Here is a 20,504-nt window from a genome sequence, read left to right as displayed (position 1 = left end):
AGAGTATAAATTGATGAGTTTATACTCTTTTTTATTTTAAATCGTATCTATAATGTTTCACATGAAACATTAAAAAAATTCAAATTTTTTAACATAACTTAAAAATGTGTGTTATAATAAAAAAGTAATTAACAAGCACTAAAATAATATAAATAAATGTTTCACATGAAACATTTGTCTTTGTGAAAGAAGAGGGTAATGTGGGAAGAATAATAGCAATTGCAAATCAAAAAGGTGGAGTAGGTAAAACTACAACAGCAATTAACCTTTCAGCATGTCTGGCTGAAGCTGGACAAAAAGTTCTTGTTATAGATATTGATCCGCAGGGTAATACAACAAGTGGATTTGGATTATCTAAGACAGAAATAGAAAAAACAGTTTATGAAGTTATATTAAGAGAATGTGATATTAAAGAAGCAATAGTAGAAGATGTTATTGAAAATCTTGATATTTTACCATCTAATGTGAATCTTGCAGGTGCAGAGATTGATTTAATAGATGTTGAAAATCGTGAATATACTTTAAAAGAAAGTATATCAGAAATAAGAGAAAAATATGAATATATAATACTTGATTGTCCACCATCACTCAGTATGCTTACAGTTAATGCAATGACAGCAGCAGATACGGTTCTTGTGCCAATTCAGTGTGAATATTATGCATTGGAAGGATTAACACAGCTTATACATACAATTAATCTTGTTAAAAAGAAATTAAATCCAGAACTAGAACTCGAAGGTGTTGTATTTACAATGTATGATTCAAGAACAAATCTGTCATTACAGGTTGTAGAAAATGTAAAAGATAATCTTAAGCAGAATATTTATAAAACAATAATACCAAGAAATATACGATTAGCTGAAGCACCAAGTCATGGTTTACCAATTAATCTGTATGATACTAAATCAACAGGAGCAGAAAGTTACAGATTATTAGCTGAAGAAGTTATGGGAAGAGAAGAATAATAATAGTGGAGGATAGCATGGTAACAGAAAAGAAAACCAGTAAAATATCAAAATCAAGAGGTTTAGGAAAGGGAATAGCAGCTTTAATTCCAGAAGATGATGGTAATGAGGATAAAGTAGTAGTTAAAGAGGTTGTAAAGGAAGTAGTTAAGGAAGTTCCCGTGCCAACAGAAACTAAATTAAAGATTTCACAGATTGAGCCTAATAAGAATCAGCCAAGAAAAGCATTTGATGAAGATGCTCTTATAGAGCTTTCGGAATCAATAAAGCAGTATGGTGTCTTGCAACCACTTCTTGTACAAAAGATGGATAAGAATTATCAGATTATAGCGGGTGAAAGAAGATTCAGGGCAGCAAGACTGGCTGGGGTAAAGGAAGTTCCAGTTATAATAAAAGATTATTCATCGCAGGAAGTAATGGAAATAGCTCTTATAGAGAATATTCAGAGAGAAGACCTGAATCCAATTGAAGAAGCACTTGCATACAGACAGCTCATTAAAGATTACAGATTGAAGCAGGATGAAGTTGCAGAAAAAGTAGCTAAGTCAAGAACAGCAATTACTAATTCATTAAGATTGTTAAAACTTGATGACAGAGTACAGGAAATGGTGATTGAAGGAAAATTAAGCAGCGGTCATGCACGAGCAATAATAGGTATTGAAGATAAAGAAAAACAGTACATGGTTGCATTGAAAATATTTGATGAAAAACTAAGTGTAAGAGATGTTGAAAAGCTTGTTAAGAATATTGATAAATTAGATAAAACTGTGGAAAAGAAAAAACCAGAAAATGATTTTGTTTATAGAGATTTCGAAGAAAAGTTAAAGAAAATTATGGGAACACAGGTTGTTATTAAGAACAAAAATAATAACAAAGGAAAAATAGAAATACAGTATTATTCACAGGCAGAACTGGAAAGAATATACGATCTGTTAAAGAAAGTTAATGAATAATAAAATTAAAGGATTAATCAAATAAATATTGTGAAATACGAGGTTACAAAAAAATGTTAGATGTATTTGGTTTGTTTAAAGTGGATACACTGTATGTAGTTATAGGACTTCTGGTACTTACTGTTGTTGCTATAGTACTTGCAATTGTTGCGATATGTAAGTCAGTATCCATGATGAAAAAATACGAGATGATGATGGAAGGCTCTGATGGAAAGAGCATGGAGAAAATGGTAAGAAAATATACCGATGACATTATCAATCTTCAGAAGACAAGTGAGGCTAATACAGAAGCAATTAAGGATATATATGAAAAGATGCAGCTTACATTCCAGAAGGTTGGTGTTAATAAGTATGATGCATTCCATGAAATGGGTGGAAAATTAAGCTTTGCGCTATGTATGCTTGATAAGAAAGACAATGGATATGTTGTAAATGTAATGCACAGCAATGATGGCTGTTTTGCTTATATTAAGGAAATAGTTAATGGAAAGTCTTATATTGAGCTTGGAAAAGAAGAAGAGAAAGCTGTTAATCAGGCACTGGCAGGTCGTATGGGAGACGAAGAATTAAGCAAAGAAGTTAATGATTTAGTACAGAAAGATAAAATGTAATTGAAAATATACTAAAAAAGGTGCATAATAGCATTTGGTAAATTTGATAAAATAGTGTCAATTATAGGACACGGAAATGAGGAGTAATGTTAGATTTAAAATTTGTCAGAGAAAACCCGGATATTGTTAAACAGAATATTAAGAATAAATTTCAGGACAGAAAGCTTCCACTTGTAGATGAAGTTATTGAGCTTGATGCTAAGGCTCGTGCAACACAGACAGAAGCTGATGAATTAAGAGCAAACAGAAATAAGCTTTCTAAGCAGATAGGTGCTCTTATGGCACAGGGCAAGAAGGAAGAGGCTGAGGCAGTTAAGGCACAGGTAAGTGCAGATGCTGCAAAGCTTGCTGAATTAGAAGCTGATGAGAAGGAACTTAATGAGAAAATAACTAAGATAATGATGACTATTCCTAACATCATTGATCCTAGTGTGCCAATTGGTAAAGATGACAGTGAGAATGTTGAAATCGAGAAGTTTGGTGAGCCTGTAGTTCCTGATTTTGAGGTTCCATATCATACAGATATTATGGAAAGATTCAACGGAATTGATATGGATGCAGCTGGTAAGGTTGCTGGTAACGGTTTTTATTACCTTATGGGTGATATTGCAAGACTTCATTCAGCAATTATTTCATATGCAAGAGATTTCATGATTGACAGAGGATTCACATATTGTATTCCTCCTTATATGATAAGAAGTAATGTAGTTACTGGTGTTATGAGCTTTGATGAAATGGATGCCATGATGTATAAGATAGAAGGTGAAGATCTTTATCTTATCGGAACAAGTGAACATTCAATGATTGGTAAGTTTATTGACACAATTACACCAGAGGAAGAGCTTCCTAAGACACTTACAAGCTATTCTCCATGTTTCAGAAAAGAGAAGGGTGCTCACGGTATCGAGGAAAGAGGTGTATATAGAATCCATCAGTTCGAGAAACAGGAAATGATTGTTGTCTGCAAGCCAGAAGAAAGCAAAATGTGGTTTGATAAATTATGGAAGAATACAGTAGATTTCTTCAGAACAATGGATATTCCGGTAAGAACACTTGAGTGCTGTTCAGGAGATTTAGCTGATCTTAAGGTTAAATCAATCGATGTTGAAGCATGGTCACCAAGACAGAAGAAGTACTTCGAGGTTGGTTCATGCTCTAACTTAGGAGATGCTCAGGCTAGAAGACTTAAGATAAGAGTTCAGGGTAAGGACAAGAATAAGTACTTTGCACATACTCTTAACAACACATGTGTTGCACCTCCAAGAATGCTTATTGCATTTCTTGAGAACAACCTTCAGGCAGATGGAAGAGTACTTATTCCAGAAGCACTCCGTATGTACATGGGTGGAAAGACAGAATTAGTTCCAGTTAAGTAATAGGAATATTATATAATATTATAAAAAATGTGGATAAAACATATTAAATGAATATGCTTTATCCACATTTATTTTATATTATCCACAAATTTTGTGGATAACTGTGTGAAAACTGTGGGGAATTAAGTTAAAAACTGTTGAAAACTCTACTGGAAATCTACAACATTTATCCACTGCTCAAGAAGTTCTTTTTCTTCTTCTTTATTCTTAGTAAGTCTTGCTGCAGCAACTAATGGAAGCCATTCATTAACATATGAACGTTTTGTATTAGTCAATTCACAGAAAGTACTTATGTATTTTTCAGGAATATCACTCTTGTCACCAAACTGTAATTTAAGAAGTAAAAATGTATTCGCAATATCGGCAGATGCATTACCCTGTGTTGCATGTACCCAGTCAACTGCTGTAATTTCTTCGATATTACCCTTGGCATCTGCAGATACAATAATATTGTCAGGACAATAGTCTCCGTGACAAAGCTTAGTATGATTCTTCATGGAATTGAGTCTTGTAAGAAGTTCATACTTAACACTGTTATCAAGTTGTTCAATTGAGTTAATCTGGCGGTTCATCTTATCCTTTAATACCAGAAGAAGTGGGTTAGACTTCTTCTGGAAAGATATCTGGTATTCAACCATTTTCTTAATATAATCATCTGCCTTGTCAGGGTATTTTTCAATTAACTGTGTAAGAGTAGGACCTTCAACATATTCACTTGTGATAGACCATTTACCGTCAGTAACAGCAACCTCTAAGAGTTTTGGAATATTAACACCTGCATCCTCAACTCTTGCAGTATTAAGAGCTTCATATAATACATCTGACTTGTTGTAGTTCTTATCAAAGACCTTAATCGCTTTGTTGTTCTCTACATATACTGATTTTAACTTGGATTTTGCTAAATATTTTTTCATACGACATGTCTTCCTTTCTTAAAATAATAATGATGATTATTTACCATAGTAAGCCTTTAAGTACATGGCTTTCATTTCACTCATAAGAGGATATCTTGGGTTAGCACCAGTACACTGGTCATCAAATGCGGCTTCTGTCATCTCATCAAGAGTTGCAAGGAAGTCTTCCTCTTTAACACCATAATCTGCAATAGTTTTCTTAATTCCTACCTTTGCCTTTAATTCTTCAATAGCCTTGATGAGGTTTTCAAATTTCTCATCATCATCTTTACCCTGAATTCCGAGGAAGTCAGCACACTCAACATAACGTGCTTTGCAATGTGGATACTGATACTGTGAGAATGTTCCCATTTTTGTTGGAACCTCTGCAGCATTGAATCTCATTACATCAGTGATAAGAAGGGCATTAGCAATTCCGTGTGGAAGGTGGTGATATGCACCAAGTTTATGTGCAAGTGAGTGGCACACTCCAAGGAAAGCATTAGCAAAAGCCATACCAGCCATAGTAGAAGCTGTTGCCATCTTTTCTCTTGCAACTGCATCATGTGCACCTAATTCATAAGCTGCTGGAAGATATTCAAATATATTCTTCATAGCCTGTAATGCAAGACCATCTGTATATTCTGTTGCCATAATGGAAGCGTATGCTTCAAGTGCATGTGTAAGTGCATCAATACCAGAAGCTGCTGTAAGTCCCTTAGGCTGATTCATATGCATGTCAGCATCGATAATAGCCATCTTAGGAAGTAATTCATAGTCAGCAAGTGGATATTTCTGACCGGTTGTTTCATCAGTAATAACTGCAAAAGGAGTTACCTCTGAACCTGTTCCAGAAGATGTTGAGATAGCGACAAAGTAAGCTTTCTCGCCCATCTTAGGGAATGTGTATATTCTCTTTCTGATATCCATGAAACGCATAGCCATATCAAGGAAGTCTGCCTCAGGATGTTCATACATAACCCACATAATCTTGGCAGCATCCATTGCAGAACCACCACCGATTGCAATGATTACATCAGGTTCAAAAAGTCTCATGGCTGCGGTGCCTTCTTTAGCGCATGCAAGTGTTGGATCTGGTGCTACATTATAGAAAGTAGTATGCATAATTCCTAAAGAATCTAACTTATCTGTGACACATTTGGTATAACCATTCTTATAAAGGAACTGGTCAGTAACGATAAATGCTTTCTTCTTACCCATTACAGTTCCAAGTTCATCAAGGGCAACAGGTAAGCAGCCCTTCTTAAAGTAAACCTTCTCAGGTGCTCTAAACCAAAGCATATTCTCTCTCCTCTCAGCGACAGTCTTTACATTAAGCAGATGTTTTACTCCAACGTTCTCAGATACTGAGTTGCCGCCCCATGAGCCGCATCCAAGTGTAAGAGAAGGAGCCATCTTAAAGTTGTAGAGGTCACCGATTCCACCGTGAGATGAAGGTGTATTGATAAGGCAGCGGCATGTCTTCATTCTTTCAGAGAATTCAGCAATCTTGTCTGCCTGTGTTTCAACATTAATATAAAGAGAAGATGTATGACCAAATCCACCATCAGCAATAAGGTGTTCAGCTTTTGAAAGAGCATCTTCAAAATCCTCTGCCTTATACATTGCAAGAACAGGTGATAACTTTTCATGTGCAAATTCTTCTGAAAGGTCTACAGATGTTACCTCACCGATAAGAATCTTAGTTTCTTCAGGAACAGTAACACCTGCTAAAGCAGCGATAGTGTGAGCCTTCTGACCAACAATCTTTGCATTAAGGGCACCATTGATAATAATGGTCTTTCTTACCTTTTCTGTCTCGCTCTTATTAAGGAAGTAACAGCCTCTGTATGCAAATTCTTCTTTAACAGCCTTGTAAACCTTCTTGTCAACAATTACAGACTGTTCAGAAGCACATATCATACCATTGTCAAATGTCTTAGAATGAATAATTGAGTTAACAGCAAGTATTACATCTGCTGATTCATCAATGATAGCAGGAGTATTACCGGCACCTACACCAAGTGCAGGCTTTCCAGAAGAGTAAGCAGCCTTAACCATTCCAGGTCCTCCGGTAGCCAGGATAATGTCAGCTTCCTTCATAAGTGTATCTGTAAGTTCAAGTGAAGGAACATCTATCCAGCCAATGATTCCCGCTGGGGCACCTGCTGCAACAGCAGCTTCAAGAACAATCTTAGCCGCTGCAATTGTTGATTTCTTAGCTCGTGGATGTGGGCTTATGATAATACCATTTCTAGTCTTAAGTGAAATAAGAGTTTTGAAAATAGCTGTTGAAGTTGGATTAGTTGTAGGGATTACGGCTGCAACAACGCCAATAGGTTCAGCAACTTTTTTAATTCCATATGCCTTATCCTCTTCAATAACACCACATGTCTTAGTATTTCTGTAAGCATTATAAATGTATTCTGAAGCATAATGATTCTTGATAACCTTATCTTCTACAATTCCCATACCAGTTTCTTCAACTGCAAGCTTTGCAAGAGGGATTCTTGCTTTATTGGCAGCAAGTGCAGCAGCAGTAAATATCTTATCTACCTGCTCCTGTGTATAGGTTGCAAAGATGCGCTGTGCCTCACGTACACCTGCAAGTCTTTCTTCAAGAGCTTCGACTGTGTCAACAATTGGGTAATTCTCAGTTAAATTCTTTGACATAACATTTCCTCCATAAATTGATTCGTGTAATATTGATTGATAATAATTTAACAATGTCAATATAACACTAATATAATTATAAGTCAATATTCATTGTAATATTAATTAAAATATGCTATCTTTTACCTATAGTAACAGGGGTTGAATAATGTTTAATTAAGAATGGAGCGCATTATGAAGCAGGTAAGTGTTGATAATCTTAGAGAAAATGATATATTAGCCCTTCCTATATTATCGCAGGCTGACGCGGTACTTATTCATGCTGATGTTCCTATGACAACAGAACTTATTAGCAGAATCAGGAATCTTGGAACAAGAACTGTATATATAAAGGATGAACAAGAAGGAATTTTAACAGAAAACACATCGTCCGGTAATGTAGAAGAGGAATATCCATATAAGCTGGAAGAAACTGCAAAGAATTCAAGGCAGGTAGTTAAGAGAATACTAGAAAAACACATTTATAAACATAACGAAGAACTAAAGGTCATTGTTGAGGAAGCACAGAGAATACTGGATTCTGTGCTTGCTGAGCCGGAAGTGGTTAATAATATAACAGAAATCAGGAATGTAAGCACGGATATGTACACTCATTGTATAAATGTATGTGCATTATCTACAATTATGGCACTAAGGCTTAAGATGAGTGACAAGCAGGTTCATAATGTATCAATGGGTGCAATACTTCATGATATTGGGTTAAGATATATCAATGTTCCTTATGTTAATGTTAATGAAGAAAATATGACACCTAAGGATGTTGTTGAGTATAAGAAGCATACAATATTTGGCTATAGCTCATTACAGGATGAAGCATGGCTTCCGGATGTGGCTAAGGAAATAGTCCTTTTTCATCATGAAAGAATAGATGGTTCAGGATATCCATTCCAGCATAAAGGAGAAAGACTTAAGCCGGAAGTTAAGCTTGTTTCTATCTGTGATGATTTCGATAGCATGATAAGTGGTATCGGAAGTGAAAGAATGAAGATTTATGAAGCAATTGAGTACATAAAGGTTCATGCGGGAATTAAGTATGATTCTACAATCGCAGCGAAGTTTCTGGATTCTGTGGCAGCATATCCTGTTGGATGTACTGTTTATACAAGTGATGGCGGTAAAGGTATTGTTATCAGGCAGAATAAGGAAGCTGCTGACAGACCGGTTATAAGAATGACTCAGCATGCTGATGGAACACCTTATACAGATAATGTAGAGCATAATTTATTAAAGAAACTTACTATATTTATAGTTGATACAGAATAGAGTATCGGAGTAATATATGAATTTATATATAAGAGCGCTTGGATTTAATAATATGACATCCAGGGCTGAAGAAAAATTTATTAAAACAGGAATTAAAGAAAGTATAAAAGAAGGATTTGTGATACGCCACGAGAAATTAGATCGTGGCGTTATTATCTTGCGCCTTAGCAATTCAACGGGTTTGTATGTGTATGGAAGATATGAAAAGAATACTTTTAAATATGAGTATTATTTTCCATTTGTAGTGGGAAAGAATTTAAGTGAAAATGAGGAAATGACAATTGAAAGACATCTTGATAAGGAGTCATATGCAGTAATATGTGATGAATTAAAGACAGGAGTTACGCTTATATTCTATCTTCAGAATGTTATGGATTATCTTGAGTATCTATATAGTGGAAAAGATTTTAAGATACCTGATTTTGATCCTGATATTAAGAATGATATAACAAAGGTTCCGATTAAGAACAAAAAGGTTGCACTTACAGGGCTTTCTCTTGGTGGAATTATTATGCTTCCAGTGAGAAAAGAAAGAAATTCTAAGAAAAGCAGACAGGATGAAATTGCAAGAAAGAATCTAATTCAGGCTGCAAAGAATGGAGATGAGGATGCAATTGAGAGCCTTACAATTGAAGATATTGATACATACAATGAACTTTCTAACCGTGTCATGAAGGAAGATATATTTACTATAGTAGACTCAACATTTATGCCATGCGGTGTAGAATGTGACCAGTATTCCGTCATAGGAGAGATTCTTGAACTGCGTGAAGAGGAGAATATATACACTGGTGAGAAGATATATATTATGGTTCTTGAATGTAACAGTCTTATTATAACTACAGCAGTTAATAAGGAACATCTGCTTGGAGAACCAGCCGTAGGCCGCAGATTCAAAGGACAGATATGGCTTCAGGGAAATGTAAGATTTACTGACTGATATTGTTGTTAAATATATGCTTTCATAATAAATTGTATTTAATATAGAAATTTACATTTTTTTACAAATGTGGTATTATAATACAAGGCATGTAAGAAATCGGAAATGTCAACTAAATATTATTAATTATAAACGAGGAGGGAAAGCTATGAAGTTTTTCAGAAAATTAGGCTTTCAGCTTGTTTTATTTTTCGTTGTTGCCATTACAATTCCTATTGTAATGCTTATGGTAAGTTCAATTACAACAACTTCGTCTTCAATGGAAAATAACATGAAGGTAACAAGTGAGCAGACTTTGAATGAAGCACAGAATCAGTTTACTACATATCTTAAGACTCTGTCGCAGCCGGTAGACCTGCTTACAAGAAAGAATGAAGTAAAGCATCTTGAGGATCAGGGAACTTTAGATGATAATGTTAAGGCAGTAAGAGATTCTCTTATTGCATCAGTAAAGGTTACTAATGGTGCAGAAAGAGCTTTCTTTGCTACTAATACTAATCTTGAGATTACAGGTTGGGGAGAATATAACCCTGAGACCGGAAAAACACTTAGTAAGGGTGGCCTTGAGAAAGGTGTAGACAGAACTAAGGAAGTATGGTACACAGATTGTAAAGGTCTTAAGGCAAGAAACAGCATTTATGCTTATTTTTCAAAGCCATATTACAGCAAGGATTTTGATAAGACAATAATTACTGTTTCACAGGAAATTAAGCATTCAGACGGAACGAATTATGGTATTGTGGGTATGCATATTGATTTTTCTGAGATTACAGATTTTGTACAGGGTATCGGACTTCTTAATACAGGATTTGTTGTCCTTGCAGATGAAGATGGTAATATACTTGTTAATAATGATAATAACAAGTATGTAACAGATTCAGTATCAGGACTGAATTGCTGGAGTACAGTTAAAGGTCTTACAGAGAATGATTATGATAAAGCATTTTCATTTGATGAAAACATTAATGGTGAAAAGGTACATGTAGTAACATCTAAGGATGCTGTTACAGGATGGACACTTGTTGGTTTTATCAGTTCTAAAGAAACATCTGCTACAACTAATAAGATGATTAGCAATACTGTTATATTCAGTATTATCGCATTTGTTATTGGAATTGGTATTGCACTTGCAGTTACAGCTTCTATGACTAAGGAGATTAAGAAGGTTTCTGGACATATGAAGGATGTTGCGGGTGGTGATTTAACAGATAGAATTGATGTAAAGAAGAAGAATGAGTTTGGAGACCTTGAGAATAACTTTAACAACATGGTTGAGAACATGGCAGTTCTTATTAAGGGTGTTGAGGAAAAGAGTGGAGTTATAGTAGATGCATCTGCTAAGATTGCAGGAGTATCTAAGTCTACTACAGAGACAGTAGGTCAGGTTTCAGAGGCTATACAGAGTGTTGCAGTTGGTGCATCAGGTCAGGCAGACAGTACACAGACAGCAACACAGGAAGTAGAAAATCTTGCAGACAGATTAAAGGAAACTAAGGCTTATGTAACTGATATCAGTGATATGTCTGTTGAAACACAGAAGTTAAGTAATAAGGGACTTACAATTGTTGATGAACTTATTACTAAGGGACAGCGTTCAATTGATAACTCTAAGATTTCTAAAGCAGTTGTATCTGAGATGGTAAGCAGTATAGAGAAGATTAATTTCATATCAGATGCCATTACAGAAATTACAGAGCAGACTAACCTGTTATCACTTAATGCTTCTATCGAGGCAGCAAGAGCAGGAGAGAGCGGTAAAGGATTCGCAGTCGTTGCTGATGAGATAAGAAAGCTTGCTGAACAGTCACAGCAGTCAACAGATGAGATTAAGGAGATTGTTAATGAGATTACTATTAAGTCACAGCAGGTTGAGCAGACAATGGATGAGTCAGTTGGTATTATAGAGGAACAGAATGTTTCTATTAAGGATGCTAAGGAACTGTTTAATACAATTTCTGATTCAGTTAACGGACTTAAGGAAGGTCTTGATAACATTACACAGCTCAATGAAGCTATGGATACTAATAGAAGTAATGTTGTAAGCAAGATGGAAGATGTTGCAGCAGTAGCAACTGAGACCGCAGCAGCTTCTGAAGAGGTTACAGCATCAGCCGTTGATGTTGAGCAGACAATGCACGACCTTAATGAATTTACAGTTGAACTTGATAATATCGCAGAGGCTCTTAAGGAAGCTATTGATAAGTTCAAGTTGCAATAATTAAACTAATCCGATAAATGTGTTTATGGAAGCTGCCACTCGGCGATTGTAATCGCCAGGTGGCAGCTTCTTTTTAATCTCAGGGTATCATTGACCTTGCTGATGTTTTGTGATAAAATCTCTTTTGGTGTTTAGCCAAGTTGTTCTCATAGTTAAGTGGATATAACGGGGACCTCCTAAGTCTCAATCCCCAGTTCGACTCTGGGTGGGAACATTTATATTAAGAAGTGACAAGCAGTGGCGATGAGAATTGTTGCTGCTTTTTTATATTACATATTTTAGTGTGTGATTACAGTGTATTATAAAGAATTATTGCTTAAAGAAATCAATATATGGAAAAAAATCATTGTACATGATAAAATTAAAAAGATGGAGATATAGGGTAAGGGGTATAACATGAAAAGGGAACAGGGGATATTAATTGGCACAGTAATAGCTGCGATTATTATGATGTTTTTATGTAGTGTTTTCACATTTAGTGATGCAGTTTCTGAAAAAACTTTGACAACTTGCATTCCAGAAGCAGTAAGTATAACAGAGGATGGAAAAACACAATATGATTTTAATTTACAATCATATGGACAGGATATAGGTTCAATAGTATTTTATTCTTCACATCAGAGAATAAATGTATATGCACAAGGAGAAGAAATTTACAGACTTAGTAATAAACGAAGTATATGGGGAAATACCCCGGGATGGACATGGAATTTTGTAAAGCTTCCATCTGATGTGGACAGACTTCAAATAGAGATTTCACCTTGTTATAAGGAGGTTGAAGGCCAGAAACAGGAATTCTATATCGGTGGAGGCAATGATATATATATGAGATTGCTTCGAAAAGCTATGCCAGCATTTATTATAAGCGTAGTTATTTTATTGGTAGGATTATATATTACTATATATTTGAGCGTTATGGTAAGTGTTACCGCATTGGCGGCGATGAGTTTTGTTGTATAATACCAAAGGGAAAGAGTGTAGACATAGAGCGTGTAATAAGAAAGCTTTATCATGATGTAGATGTTTTGAACAATAAGAGAATTATTCCAACAGAAGTGGGAATTGCCTGTGGTTATGCTGTTTTTACAGTTGATGATATGGAACTGGAAAGAGTCCGAGAGCGTGCAGATGAGGAGATGTATCAGCGAAAAAAAGAAATGAAAATGTGATTAATAACTCAAAAATTAATATCTTATAAATTATTATCGACATACGCCCGCATACACGCTATAATATGTTTGCTTTTATATGTAGATATCACGAGATTAGAATAAGTAACAGAGGAAAATGTTTATGAATTATATTGTTATGGATCTTGAGTGGAATCAGAGTGCCAAGGGAAAACAATTTTCTGAGGATCATTTTCCTTTTGAGATTATACAGATAGGCGCGGCGAAGGTTAATGAGAAGCTTGATATTGTAGATGAGTGGCAGTGTACCATTAAGCCACAGGTGTATACAAAGCTGCAGAATACAGTCAGGAAGATACTAGGAATAACAGAAAATGACCTTGCTAACGGAACGGATTTCGTATCGGGTGTAACTGAATTTCTTGAATGGTGCGGTGATGATTATACATTTGTTACATGGGGAAGCATGGATATTACTGAATTAAGAAGGAATATGAAGTTCTATGATGTTCCGGAGAATTTTCCAAAGCCGCTTCTGTATCTTGATCTTCAGAAACTTTACAGTATTAATTTTTCAGATGGCAAGACACGCATGAATCTTAAATCTGCAATCGATGAGCAGGGAATCAAGGGTGATGAGCATTATCATTCAGCAATGAGTGATGCAAGGTACACAGCTAAGATAATGAAGAAGCTGGATTTCGACAGAGTTAAGAAGTTCTGCAGTATAGACACATTTACAATTCCAGAGTCAAGAAAGGACGAGGTATATCTTAACTTTGGAACTTATGAGAAGTATATTTCAAAGGGATTTGCTACAAGGGACAAGGCTGCAAGCGACAGAACTGTACGTTCCTGCAAATGTTTTTTATGTGGCAGGACTATGACAAGAACGGTTAAGTGGTTTGCTACTAATTCGAAATGCTATTACGGCTTGTTTACGTGTGATGAACATGGGCTTATAAAGGGGCGTTTCAGAGTTAAACAGACCGAAGAAGGCAGATATTATGCAGTCAGAATTATGAAGCACACGGATGAAAAGGGCGCACTTAAGATATATGAAAAGCAGATAAAAGAGAGGGAACACAGACGCAGGCGGCGTCAGGCTGAGAAACTCTCAGAACAGAAATAATGGCATGTCAGAAATCCAACTGACATGCCATTTTAATATATTTAATATCAGAACATTAATCCATATATTACTGCAAGACCAAGAATCACCTGGATAATTGTGAATCTGAAAACAACCTGCGTATCTGACCAGTCTTTATTCTTTCTCATATGGTCGTGGATTGGTGTACGAAGGTTCTTCATTAAGTTGATGTGAAGAAATCTCATGAAAGAAACCTTGATAAGACCAAGTCCGCCATCGAGAATAATTACAAGTGCCATTGGAATATAAAGCAGCGGTGCATGGAGCTTGAGGAATGTAAATGCTATAAATATTCCTATTGCTCTCGAACCGGCGTCACCCATAAGCAACTTGCTTGGTGATGCGTTGAACCACAGGTAGCCGAGGATACACACAATCATAATAAGAACGGTGTGTCTGTAAGCTGATTCAATATTAAATGACTTAAAAAGTACATACACTGAGGCAAGTGTTACAACAGAGAGTGTACCGCATAAGCCGTCAACACCATCTGAACAGTTAGTAACATTGATACTTACCCATATAAGTATAATAATAAGTATTGCATATATGATTGGATTAAGAGTTACTGTCTTTCCAAAGAATGCAAGGTCAAATGTGTTAGGGTTGTAATGCAGGTAAGTGACAGCTGCCATAACTGATATTGCAAGGTCAATAAGACCTTTCTTTAAATTACCCCATGGTGATGAAGCACTGTCATCAAGGTATCCGCTGAGCATTGCGGCAAGCACAAGTATAAGATAAATGATAAGCTCGGCGCTTAAGTTTACGAATAATGCACATGTGACTGTGAATGTAAGAATGAAAATCATGCCGGCACCTCTTGGCTTTCCAACTGATTTACTTCCGTTAATGGCATAAGCTCTTCCGGCATCTCTTGGAAGAAGATTCTTGCCAAGAGCAATTGCAGCTATTGTAAATGCGAAGGCAAATAAAATGCTTACAAATGCTATGATGTTGGTGAAACTTTCGTTAACAATATAGTATATCATAAGAATTTAATACTCCTTTTCATCTTTCTAACTTATATAAAGCATTTATTTCAATGCGATTTACAGTATAACATAATATATGTGAAATGAACATTTTTTTTGCATATGAAATGTAGTAATTAATTTGCTAATGTGGTAATATACTATTAATTAGTGGGATAATCTGAGGGGACCCATGAGTATCGTGTAGGATAATAATAATATAATGGAGGATTTTATGAAGAATATGCAAAAATACGAGCAGCTGGCAATCACAGAACTGGATGCATATCTTTTTGGACAGGGAACTCATTATGAGATATATAACAAAATGGGTGCGCATGTTGGAGTAAAAGACGGAAAAGAAGGTGTGTATTTTGCTGTGTGGGCACCTGCTGCAAGAGAAGTCTATGTTATAGGTGAGTTTAATAACTGGAATGCATATGGTTATGATATGAAGAAGATTTCAGATGGTGGAATATATGATTTGTTCATACCGGGAGCTAAAGCAGGGGATATGTATAAGTACCTTATTATTTCACAGAGTGGAGAGGCACTTTACAAGGCAGATCCATATGCTAATCAGGCACAGTTAAGACCAGAGACAGCATCAATAGTTGCTGATCTTTCAGGTTATGAATGGAAAGATTCTGAATGGGTTGAGAAGAAGAAGACGGAGAATCATCTTAAAGCTCCTCTTTCTATATATGAATGTCATCTTGGCTCATGGAAGAAGAAAGATGATGGAACAGAGGACGGATTTTATACATATAGAGAATTGGCACCTGAGCTTGCAAAATATGTTTCAGATATGGGATACACACATATTGAACTTATGGGAATTGCAGAGTATCCATATGATGGCTCATGGGGATATCAGGTAACTGGTTATTATGCACCTACAGCAAGATATGGAACACCTAAGGATTTCATGTATTTTGTAGATTATATGCATGAAAAAGGAATTGGTGTAATTCTTGACTGGGTACCGGCACATTTTCCAAAGGATGCACATGGACTTGCTAATTTCGATGGAAGCTGTGTATATGAGTATGCAGACCCTAGAAAGGGAGAGCATCCTGACTGGGGAACGAAGGTATTTGATTATTCCAAGAATGAAGTGTCTAACTTCCTTATTGCTAATGGAATGTTCTGGGTGGACAAGTTCCATATTGATGGTTTAAGAGTTGATGCTGTTGCTTCAATGCTGTATTTGGATTACGGAAGGACAGAAGGAAACTGGGTTCCTAACAAATATGGTGACAACGGTAATCTCGAAGCAATCAGCTTTTTAAAGCATTTTAACAGCATGTTAAAGAAGAGATTCCCACAGGCAATAACTATAGCTGAGGAGTCAACAGCATGGCCTATGGTAAGTGGTGATCCTGACAATGGGGAATGTCTTGGCTTTACATTTAAGTGGAATATGGGCTGGATGCATGATTTCCTTGAATATATGAAACTCGATCCATATTTCAGAAAGTTTAATCATAGCAAGATGACATTTTCATTGATGTATGCTTACAGCGAGAATTTCATTCTTGTGCTTTCACATGATGAGGTTGTACATCTTAAGTGTTCTATGCTTGGTAAAATGCCTGGTGACAGGGAGGACAAGTTCAAGAATCTTAAGCTGGCATATGCATATATGTGTGGACATCCTGGCAAGAAGCTTTTATTCATGGGACAGGAATTTGGTCAGTGGAATGAGTGGAGTGAGAAGCGTGCTCTTGACTGGTATCTGTTAGAGGATGAAAGTCATACAGAACTTAAGGATTTTACGAAGAAGTGTCTGAAGCTTAATAAGAATTATCCATGTCTGTATGCTACTGATTACAGCAGTGAAGGATTCAGATGGATTAATGCCAATGATAAAGATAATAGCGTTTTATCGTTTATGAGAATCAGTCCGGATGGAAAGAAGAATCTTCTCTTTGTACTTAATTTTACACCAGTTGAAAGAGACAGCTTCAGAATAGGAGTTCCGTTCAAGACTAAGTATAAGCTGGTTCTTGGAGATAATGAAGCTGACCAGAAGAAGACTCTTACAGCCGTTAAGGGAGATTGTGATGGATATCCGCAGTCATTGCTTATTGACTTACATAAGTATGGAATAGCTGTGTATGAGTTTAACGGTGATGTTTCTAAGGTTCATGCTACGAAGATATAGGAGAATAATATAGAGAAAGGGAGCTGGTTTGGATTTTTATTAATTCTGAATTAGCTTCCTTTTTATTTGCTATAATATATCTCTCAATTATCCCACCATATCTGCCGAAATATTTATTATATGACAATGAGTGATTGTTTCAGACAGTAAATAAGAAAGGCAGCAGAATATGACATATACAGTTTCAGGCGCGAATTTTAATAAAGATGTTGCGGCACAGGGAACATCTATTAATTATAAAGAAAATAAGGCGGTTAAAAGTGAAGGTGTGGCAGGCTCATTTGCAGGAGTGGTAATCTCTGGCAGTGTGACAGCTGCAACTGACAATACATATGAGGGACTTCTTAAGGAGGCAGATGATGTAAAGAGCCAGATTATGGCGAGTGCTTCCAGTGCAAAGATAAGCCTTAAGGCATTGATGATGAAGTTATCAGGTGCTGATGCGGTAAAGCTAGATGAGGACGGCTTTAATCTTACAGATGCTACACCAGATGATATGGTTAATATTATTGAGAAAATTAAGATTGAACTTGCGATGCACTCTGATGATTATGTTAATTATGGAACAGCAGTTTCTAAGGATAAGATTGAGAGTGTGACTGGAAGTGCAGCAACAGCGGCAAGTGTCGAGAGCCGTATGCAGGGAGCAGATATAGCTGTCAATGATGAAAGTGTTGCTGAGGTTAAAAGCACACTTGAAAAGAGTAAAGAGTTAAAGCCATTATCAGAGAACACAAAGAATTACATGGTTGCTAATGGCATTGAGCCTTCAATTGCTGGAATATATCAGGCACAGGCGGCAACCTCATCAAGTATCAGTGCAGATGGCGTTACAATAGGAAGGTGTGTAAATGCAATATCTGACGCTGATTTTGAAGCGTTAAGGCCGGGAATTGAGAAGATAATTGCTTCGTCAGGACTTGAGGTTAATGATAATACACTTGCGGATGCAAGAGCATTTATTGATGCACAGATTCCTGTTACTAAAGAAAATCTTGAATATAAGGCACAGCTTGATGCGATAGATATTGAAAAGATTCAGGCTGACCCTGATGAAATGCTTAATAAGATACTTGATAACATGAAGCTTGGAGGCAAGGCAGAGAATACGCTCGTTACAGGTTCGCCAATTGATGATATAAGGACAGCTCTTGATACTATTAACAGGGCAGAGTATTCAGATGTTGCAAATGTGGTATCAAAAGGAGAAACATTTACAATAGCAAGCCTTAAGCTGGAGATGGATGCAAGAAGCTTCAGAATTGAATACAGTGCAGCATCAGTAAGCACAGGAAATAGTGAAGTTAGAAATCAGGCATCTGATGTACAGCAGGCAGCAGATAAGGCGTATGACACGCTTGTAACAGCAAGAGTTCTTATGAGTGCGAATGCGTCTGTATATCTAGTCAAGAATAACATTTCTATTCTTACAACTCCGATAGATGAGCTTAATTTAATGCTTATGGAATATGAACAGGCGGATGGAATGTATGAAGAAGCGCAGATTGCATATACAGATGTTCTTGAAGCAAGAAAGACATTGAATGAGATAGTAAGAAATCCTGCGCGTGTATTTGCCAGTATGTTTGACAAGATGAATGAAACTTATGAGGCAGTCGGAACTCAGATAAGAGGCGATTTGGGTGATTCATTAAAGAAGGCAGTACAGGGAAGTGCGGATGATATTATTAAGGAGCTTGGACTTGAGGGAACTGATGAGGACAAGGAAGCAATAAAGATACTGGCTGCTAATAACATGGATATGACAAAGGAAAATGTAGAGACAGTCAAATCTGTTAATGCAATGATTAATAATCTTATTAAGAATATGAAACCAGAGACAGTTCTTAATATGATAAAAGACGGAGTAAATCCAATGAATGCTTCAATTGAGGAAGTAAACGAATATCTTACAGAGGCTAATGATAAAGCATCTAAAGATAATGAGGAGAAGTTTTCAAAGTTTCTTTATAAGCTTGACCGTACCAATGGTATTACTAAAGAGCAGAGAAAGCAGTTTATAGGAATATACCAGATGATGAATATATTCACCAGAGATGCCGGAGTGGCAGCAGGTGCGCTGATTAAGCAGGGAGCTGAGGTCACTATGAATAATCTTATGACTGCATATAATTCAAGAAAGCATTATGACATGGACGCTGTTATTGATGAGAATACAGGAATGGCAGAGGTAAGCGGAATTGCTAACTATTACAGTGCATTATTTATGGCAAATGGTGGATTAGTTACCCCGAATACATTAAAGAATGTGGATAACTCATCCGGAATCGGAGAGCAGTCAGTTGAAATGTTTATTGAACAGTTAGAGGATAACTTCGATGCGGCAGCCGAGGAACAATATTATGAGGAATATCTTAAGGAACAGCAGGCAGCAGTGCAGGCAGGAGCTGATATATTGAGGCAGATAAGAAATGCAGATACAGAAATAAACAGTGGTAACATACAGGCTGTGAAAGCATTTTTAGAATCCGGACAGTTCCCGGATATCAGAGGTGTTAAGACAACACGTGATTATGCAAGGGATTCGATTGAAAAAATCGGACATAAAGAAAAACTGTCACTTATGTATGAAGAAATGAAAGATGAGACAGAGGAAGAACTTCAGGAGGTTCTTTCCAAAGCAGGAGACCTTGATACACAGATAGATGTCAATTACGAGGGATTTCTGGATTTAAGACTTAAAGACAGAACAATCGGATATATTAAGAATCTGGCATTAAGGCATGATTACAGAATACCATATATAACAGACTCAGGAAGTACAGGCATGCTGAAGCTTACATTGGTTCAGGATGACGACAATAAAGGTCGTATATCTGTAAACATGCTAAGCAGCGTATTAGGAAAAGTTTCTGTTGAGGCTAAGGCTGACAGAGAAAGTCTTGGTATGTACATTGTCAGTGACACAGCAGTTTCAGATGAAGGAATCCAGCTTCTTGATGATATGGAAGAATCCTTAAAAGAAGTATTTGGCTTTACAAATGTGTCTGTAAACACTACAAAATCGTCAGATGTGCCATATGTGACTTATGAGGCAGCGGCGGATAGTGTGGCAACAGATAAGCTGTATGAAATTGCAGCACAGATTGTAAAACAGCTTGCAGGCTAAAGATTTGCACAGAAAATCCGATATATAGAGCATGAACAGGTAAATTAGACAGACAGAA

15 protein-coding genes are annotated in these 20,504 nt (G+C 36.4%); 12 read left to right on the top strand and 3 right to left on the bottom strand.

What is annotated here, in order from left to right:
- Nucleotides 1-200: 200 nt before the first annotated feature.
- From EUBELI_RS09895 to serS, 4 genes are all read left to right on the top strand, one after another.
- Complete coding sequence (locus tag EUBELI_RS09895) at nucleotides 201-965, top strand: ParA family protein (RefSeq protein ID WP_041688334.1); 765 nt, start codon at nucleotides 201-203, stop codon at nucleotides 963-965.
- Nucleotides 966-982: 17 nt separating this feature from the next.
- Complete coding sequence (locus EUBELI_RS09890) at nucleotides 983-1,918, top strand: ParB/RepB/Spo0J family partition protein (protein ID WP_012740270.1); 936 nt, start codon at nucleotides 983-985, stop codon at nucleotides 1,916-1,918.
- A gap of 53 nt (nucleotides 1,919-1,971) precedes the next feature.
- Nucleotides 1,972-2,529 (top strand): DUF4446 family protein, encoded by a 558-nt coding sequence (locus EUBELI_RS09885; protein ID WP_012740269.1) that lies wholly within the window; start codon nucleotides 1,972-1,974, stop codon nucleotides 2,527-2,529.
- Between the two features lie 86 nt (nucleotides 2,530-2,615).
- Complete coding sequence (gene serS, locus EUBELI_RS09880) at nucleotides 2,616-3,905, top strand: serine--tRNA ligase (protein ID WP_012740268.1); 1,290 nt, start codon at nucleotides 2,616-2,618, stop codon at nucleotides 3,903-3,905.
- Between the two features lie 146 nt (nucleotides 3,906-4,051).
- Here the strand turns inward: serS and EUBELI_RS09875 are convergent, their stop codons facing one another.
- Nucleotides 4,052-4,819: a phosphotransferase gene (locus EUBELI_RS09875; RefSeq protein ID WP_012740267.1), complete on the bottom strand. Its 768-nt coding sequence runs from the start codon at nucleotides 4,817-4,819 to the stop codon at nucleotides 4,052-4,054.
- Between the two features lie 36 nt (nucleotides 4,820-4,855).
- Nucleotides 4,856-7,471: a bifunctional acetaldehyde-CoA/alcohol dehydrogenase gene (adhE, locus tag EUBELI_RS09870; RefSeq protein ID WP_012740266.1), complete on the bottom strand. Its 2,616-nt coding sequence runs from the start codon at nucleotides 7,469-7,471 to the stop codon at nucleotides 4,856-4,858.
- A 174-nt stretch (nucleotides 7,472-7,645) separates the two neighbouring features.
- Between adhE and EUBELI_RS13735 the strand changes: the two genes are divergently transcribed.
- The 6 genes from EUBELI_RS13735 (at nucleotide 7,646) to EUBELI_RS09845 (ending at nucleotide 14,154) form a co-directional block, all read left to right on the top strand.
- A complete protein-coding gene (locus EUBELI_RS13735) occupies nucleotides 7,646-8,734 on the top strand; it encodes an HD-GYP domain-containing protein (protein ID WP_165437547.1) in 1,089 nt (362 codons plus the stop codon).
- A gap of 16 nt (nucleotides 8,735-8,750) precedes the next feature.
- Complete coding sequence (locus EUBELI_RS09860; RefSeq protein WP_012740264.1) at nucleotides 8,751-9,674, top strand: DUF3881 family protein; 924 nt, start codon at nucleotides 8,751-8,753, stop codon at nucleotides 9,672-9,674.
- A gap of 148 nt (nucleotides 9,675-9,822) precedes the next feature.
- Nucleotides 9,823-11,892 (top strand): methyl-accepting chemotaxis protein, encoded by a 2,070-nt coding sequence (locus EUBELI_RS09855; RefSeq protein ID WP_041688332.1) that lies wholly within the window; start codon nucleotides 9,823-9,825, stop codon nucleotides 11,890-11,892.
- Nucleotides 11,893-12,288: 396 nt separating this feature from the next.
- A complete protein-coding gene (locus EUBELI_RS14690; protein WP_012740262.1) occupies nucleotides 12,289-12,852 on the top strand; it encodes a hypothetical protein in 564 nt (187 codons plus the stop codon).
- On the top strand, nucleotides 12,747-13,061 hold the full coding sequence (locus EUBELI_RS14685) for a diguanylate cyclase domain-containing protein (RefSeq protein ID WP_330360206.1): 315 nt from the start codon (nucleotides 12,747-12,749) through the stop codon (nucleotides 13,059-13,061). The genes EUBELI_RS14690 and EUBELI_RS14685 overlap by 106 nt, the downstream gene beginning before the upstream one ends.
- Nucleotides 13,062-13,185: 124 nt before the next feature.
- Nucleotides 13,186-14,154, top strand: coding sequence for a 3'-5' exonuclease (locus tag EUBELI_RS09845; protein ID WP_041688330.1), 969 nt, complete (start codon nucleotides 13,186-13,188; stop codon nucleotides 14,152-14,154).
- A gap of 47 nt (nucleotides 14,155-14,201) precedes the next feature.
- On the opposite strand, the gene EUBELI_RS09840 is transcribed toward EUBELI_RS09845, so the two are convergent.
- Nucleotides 14,202-15,167, bottom strand: a complete 966-nt coding sequence (locus EUBELI_RS09840) for an MraY family glycosyltransferase (RefSeq protein WP_012740259.1) — start codon at nucleotides 15,165-15,167, stop codon at nucleotides 14,202-14,204.
- A 217-nt stretch (nucleotides 15,168-15,384) separates the two neighbouring features.
- Here EUBELI_RS09840 and glgB point away from each other — a divergent pair, with 217 nt between their 5' ends.
- Complete coding sequence (gene glgB, locus EUBELI_RS09835; RefSeq protein WP_049777968.1) at nucleotides 15,385-17,316, top strand: 1,4-alpha-glucan branching protein GlgB; 1,932 nt, start codon at nucleotides 15,385-15,387, stop codon at nucleotides 17,314-17,316.
- Between the two features lie 169 nt (nucleotides 17,317-17,485).
- Nucleotides 17,486-20,446, top strand: coding sequence for a DUF6240 domain-containing protein (locus EUBELI_RS09830; protein WP_012740257.1), 2,961 nt, complete (start codon nucleotides 17,486-17,488; stop codon nucleotides 20,444-20,446).
- Nucleotides 20,447-20,504: the final 58 nt, after the last annotated feature.

Source organism: [Eubacterium] eligens ATCC 27750 (assembly GCF_000146185.1).
Lineage (GTDB): Bacteria > Bacillota > Clostridia > Lachnospirales > Lachnospiraceae > Lachnospira > Lachnospira eligens.
The sequence above is the reverse complement of the archived record's forward strand: the minus strand, read 5'-3'. Positions and strand labels throughout refer to the sequence as shown.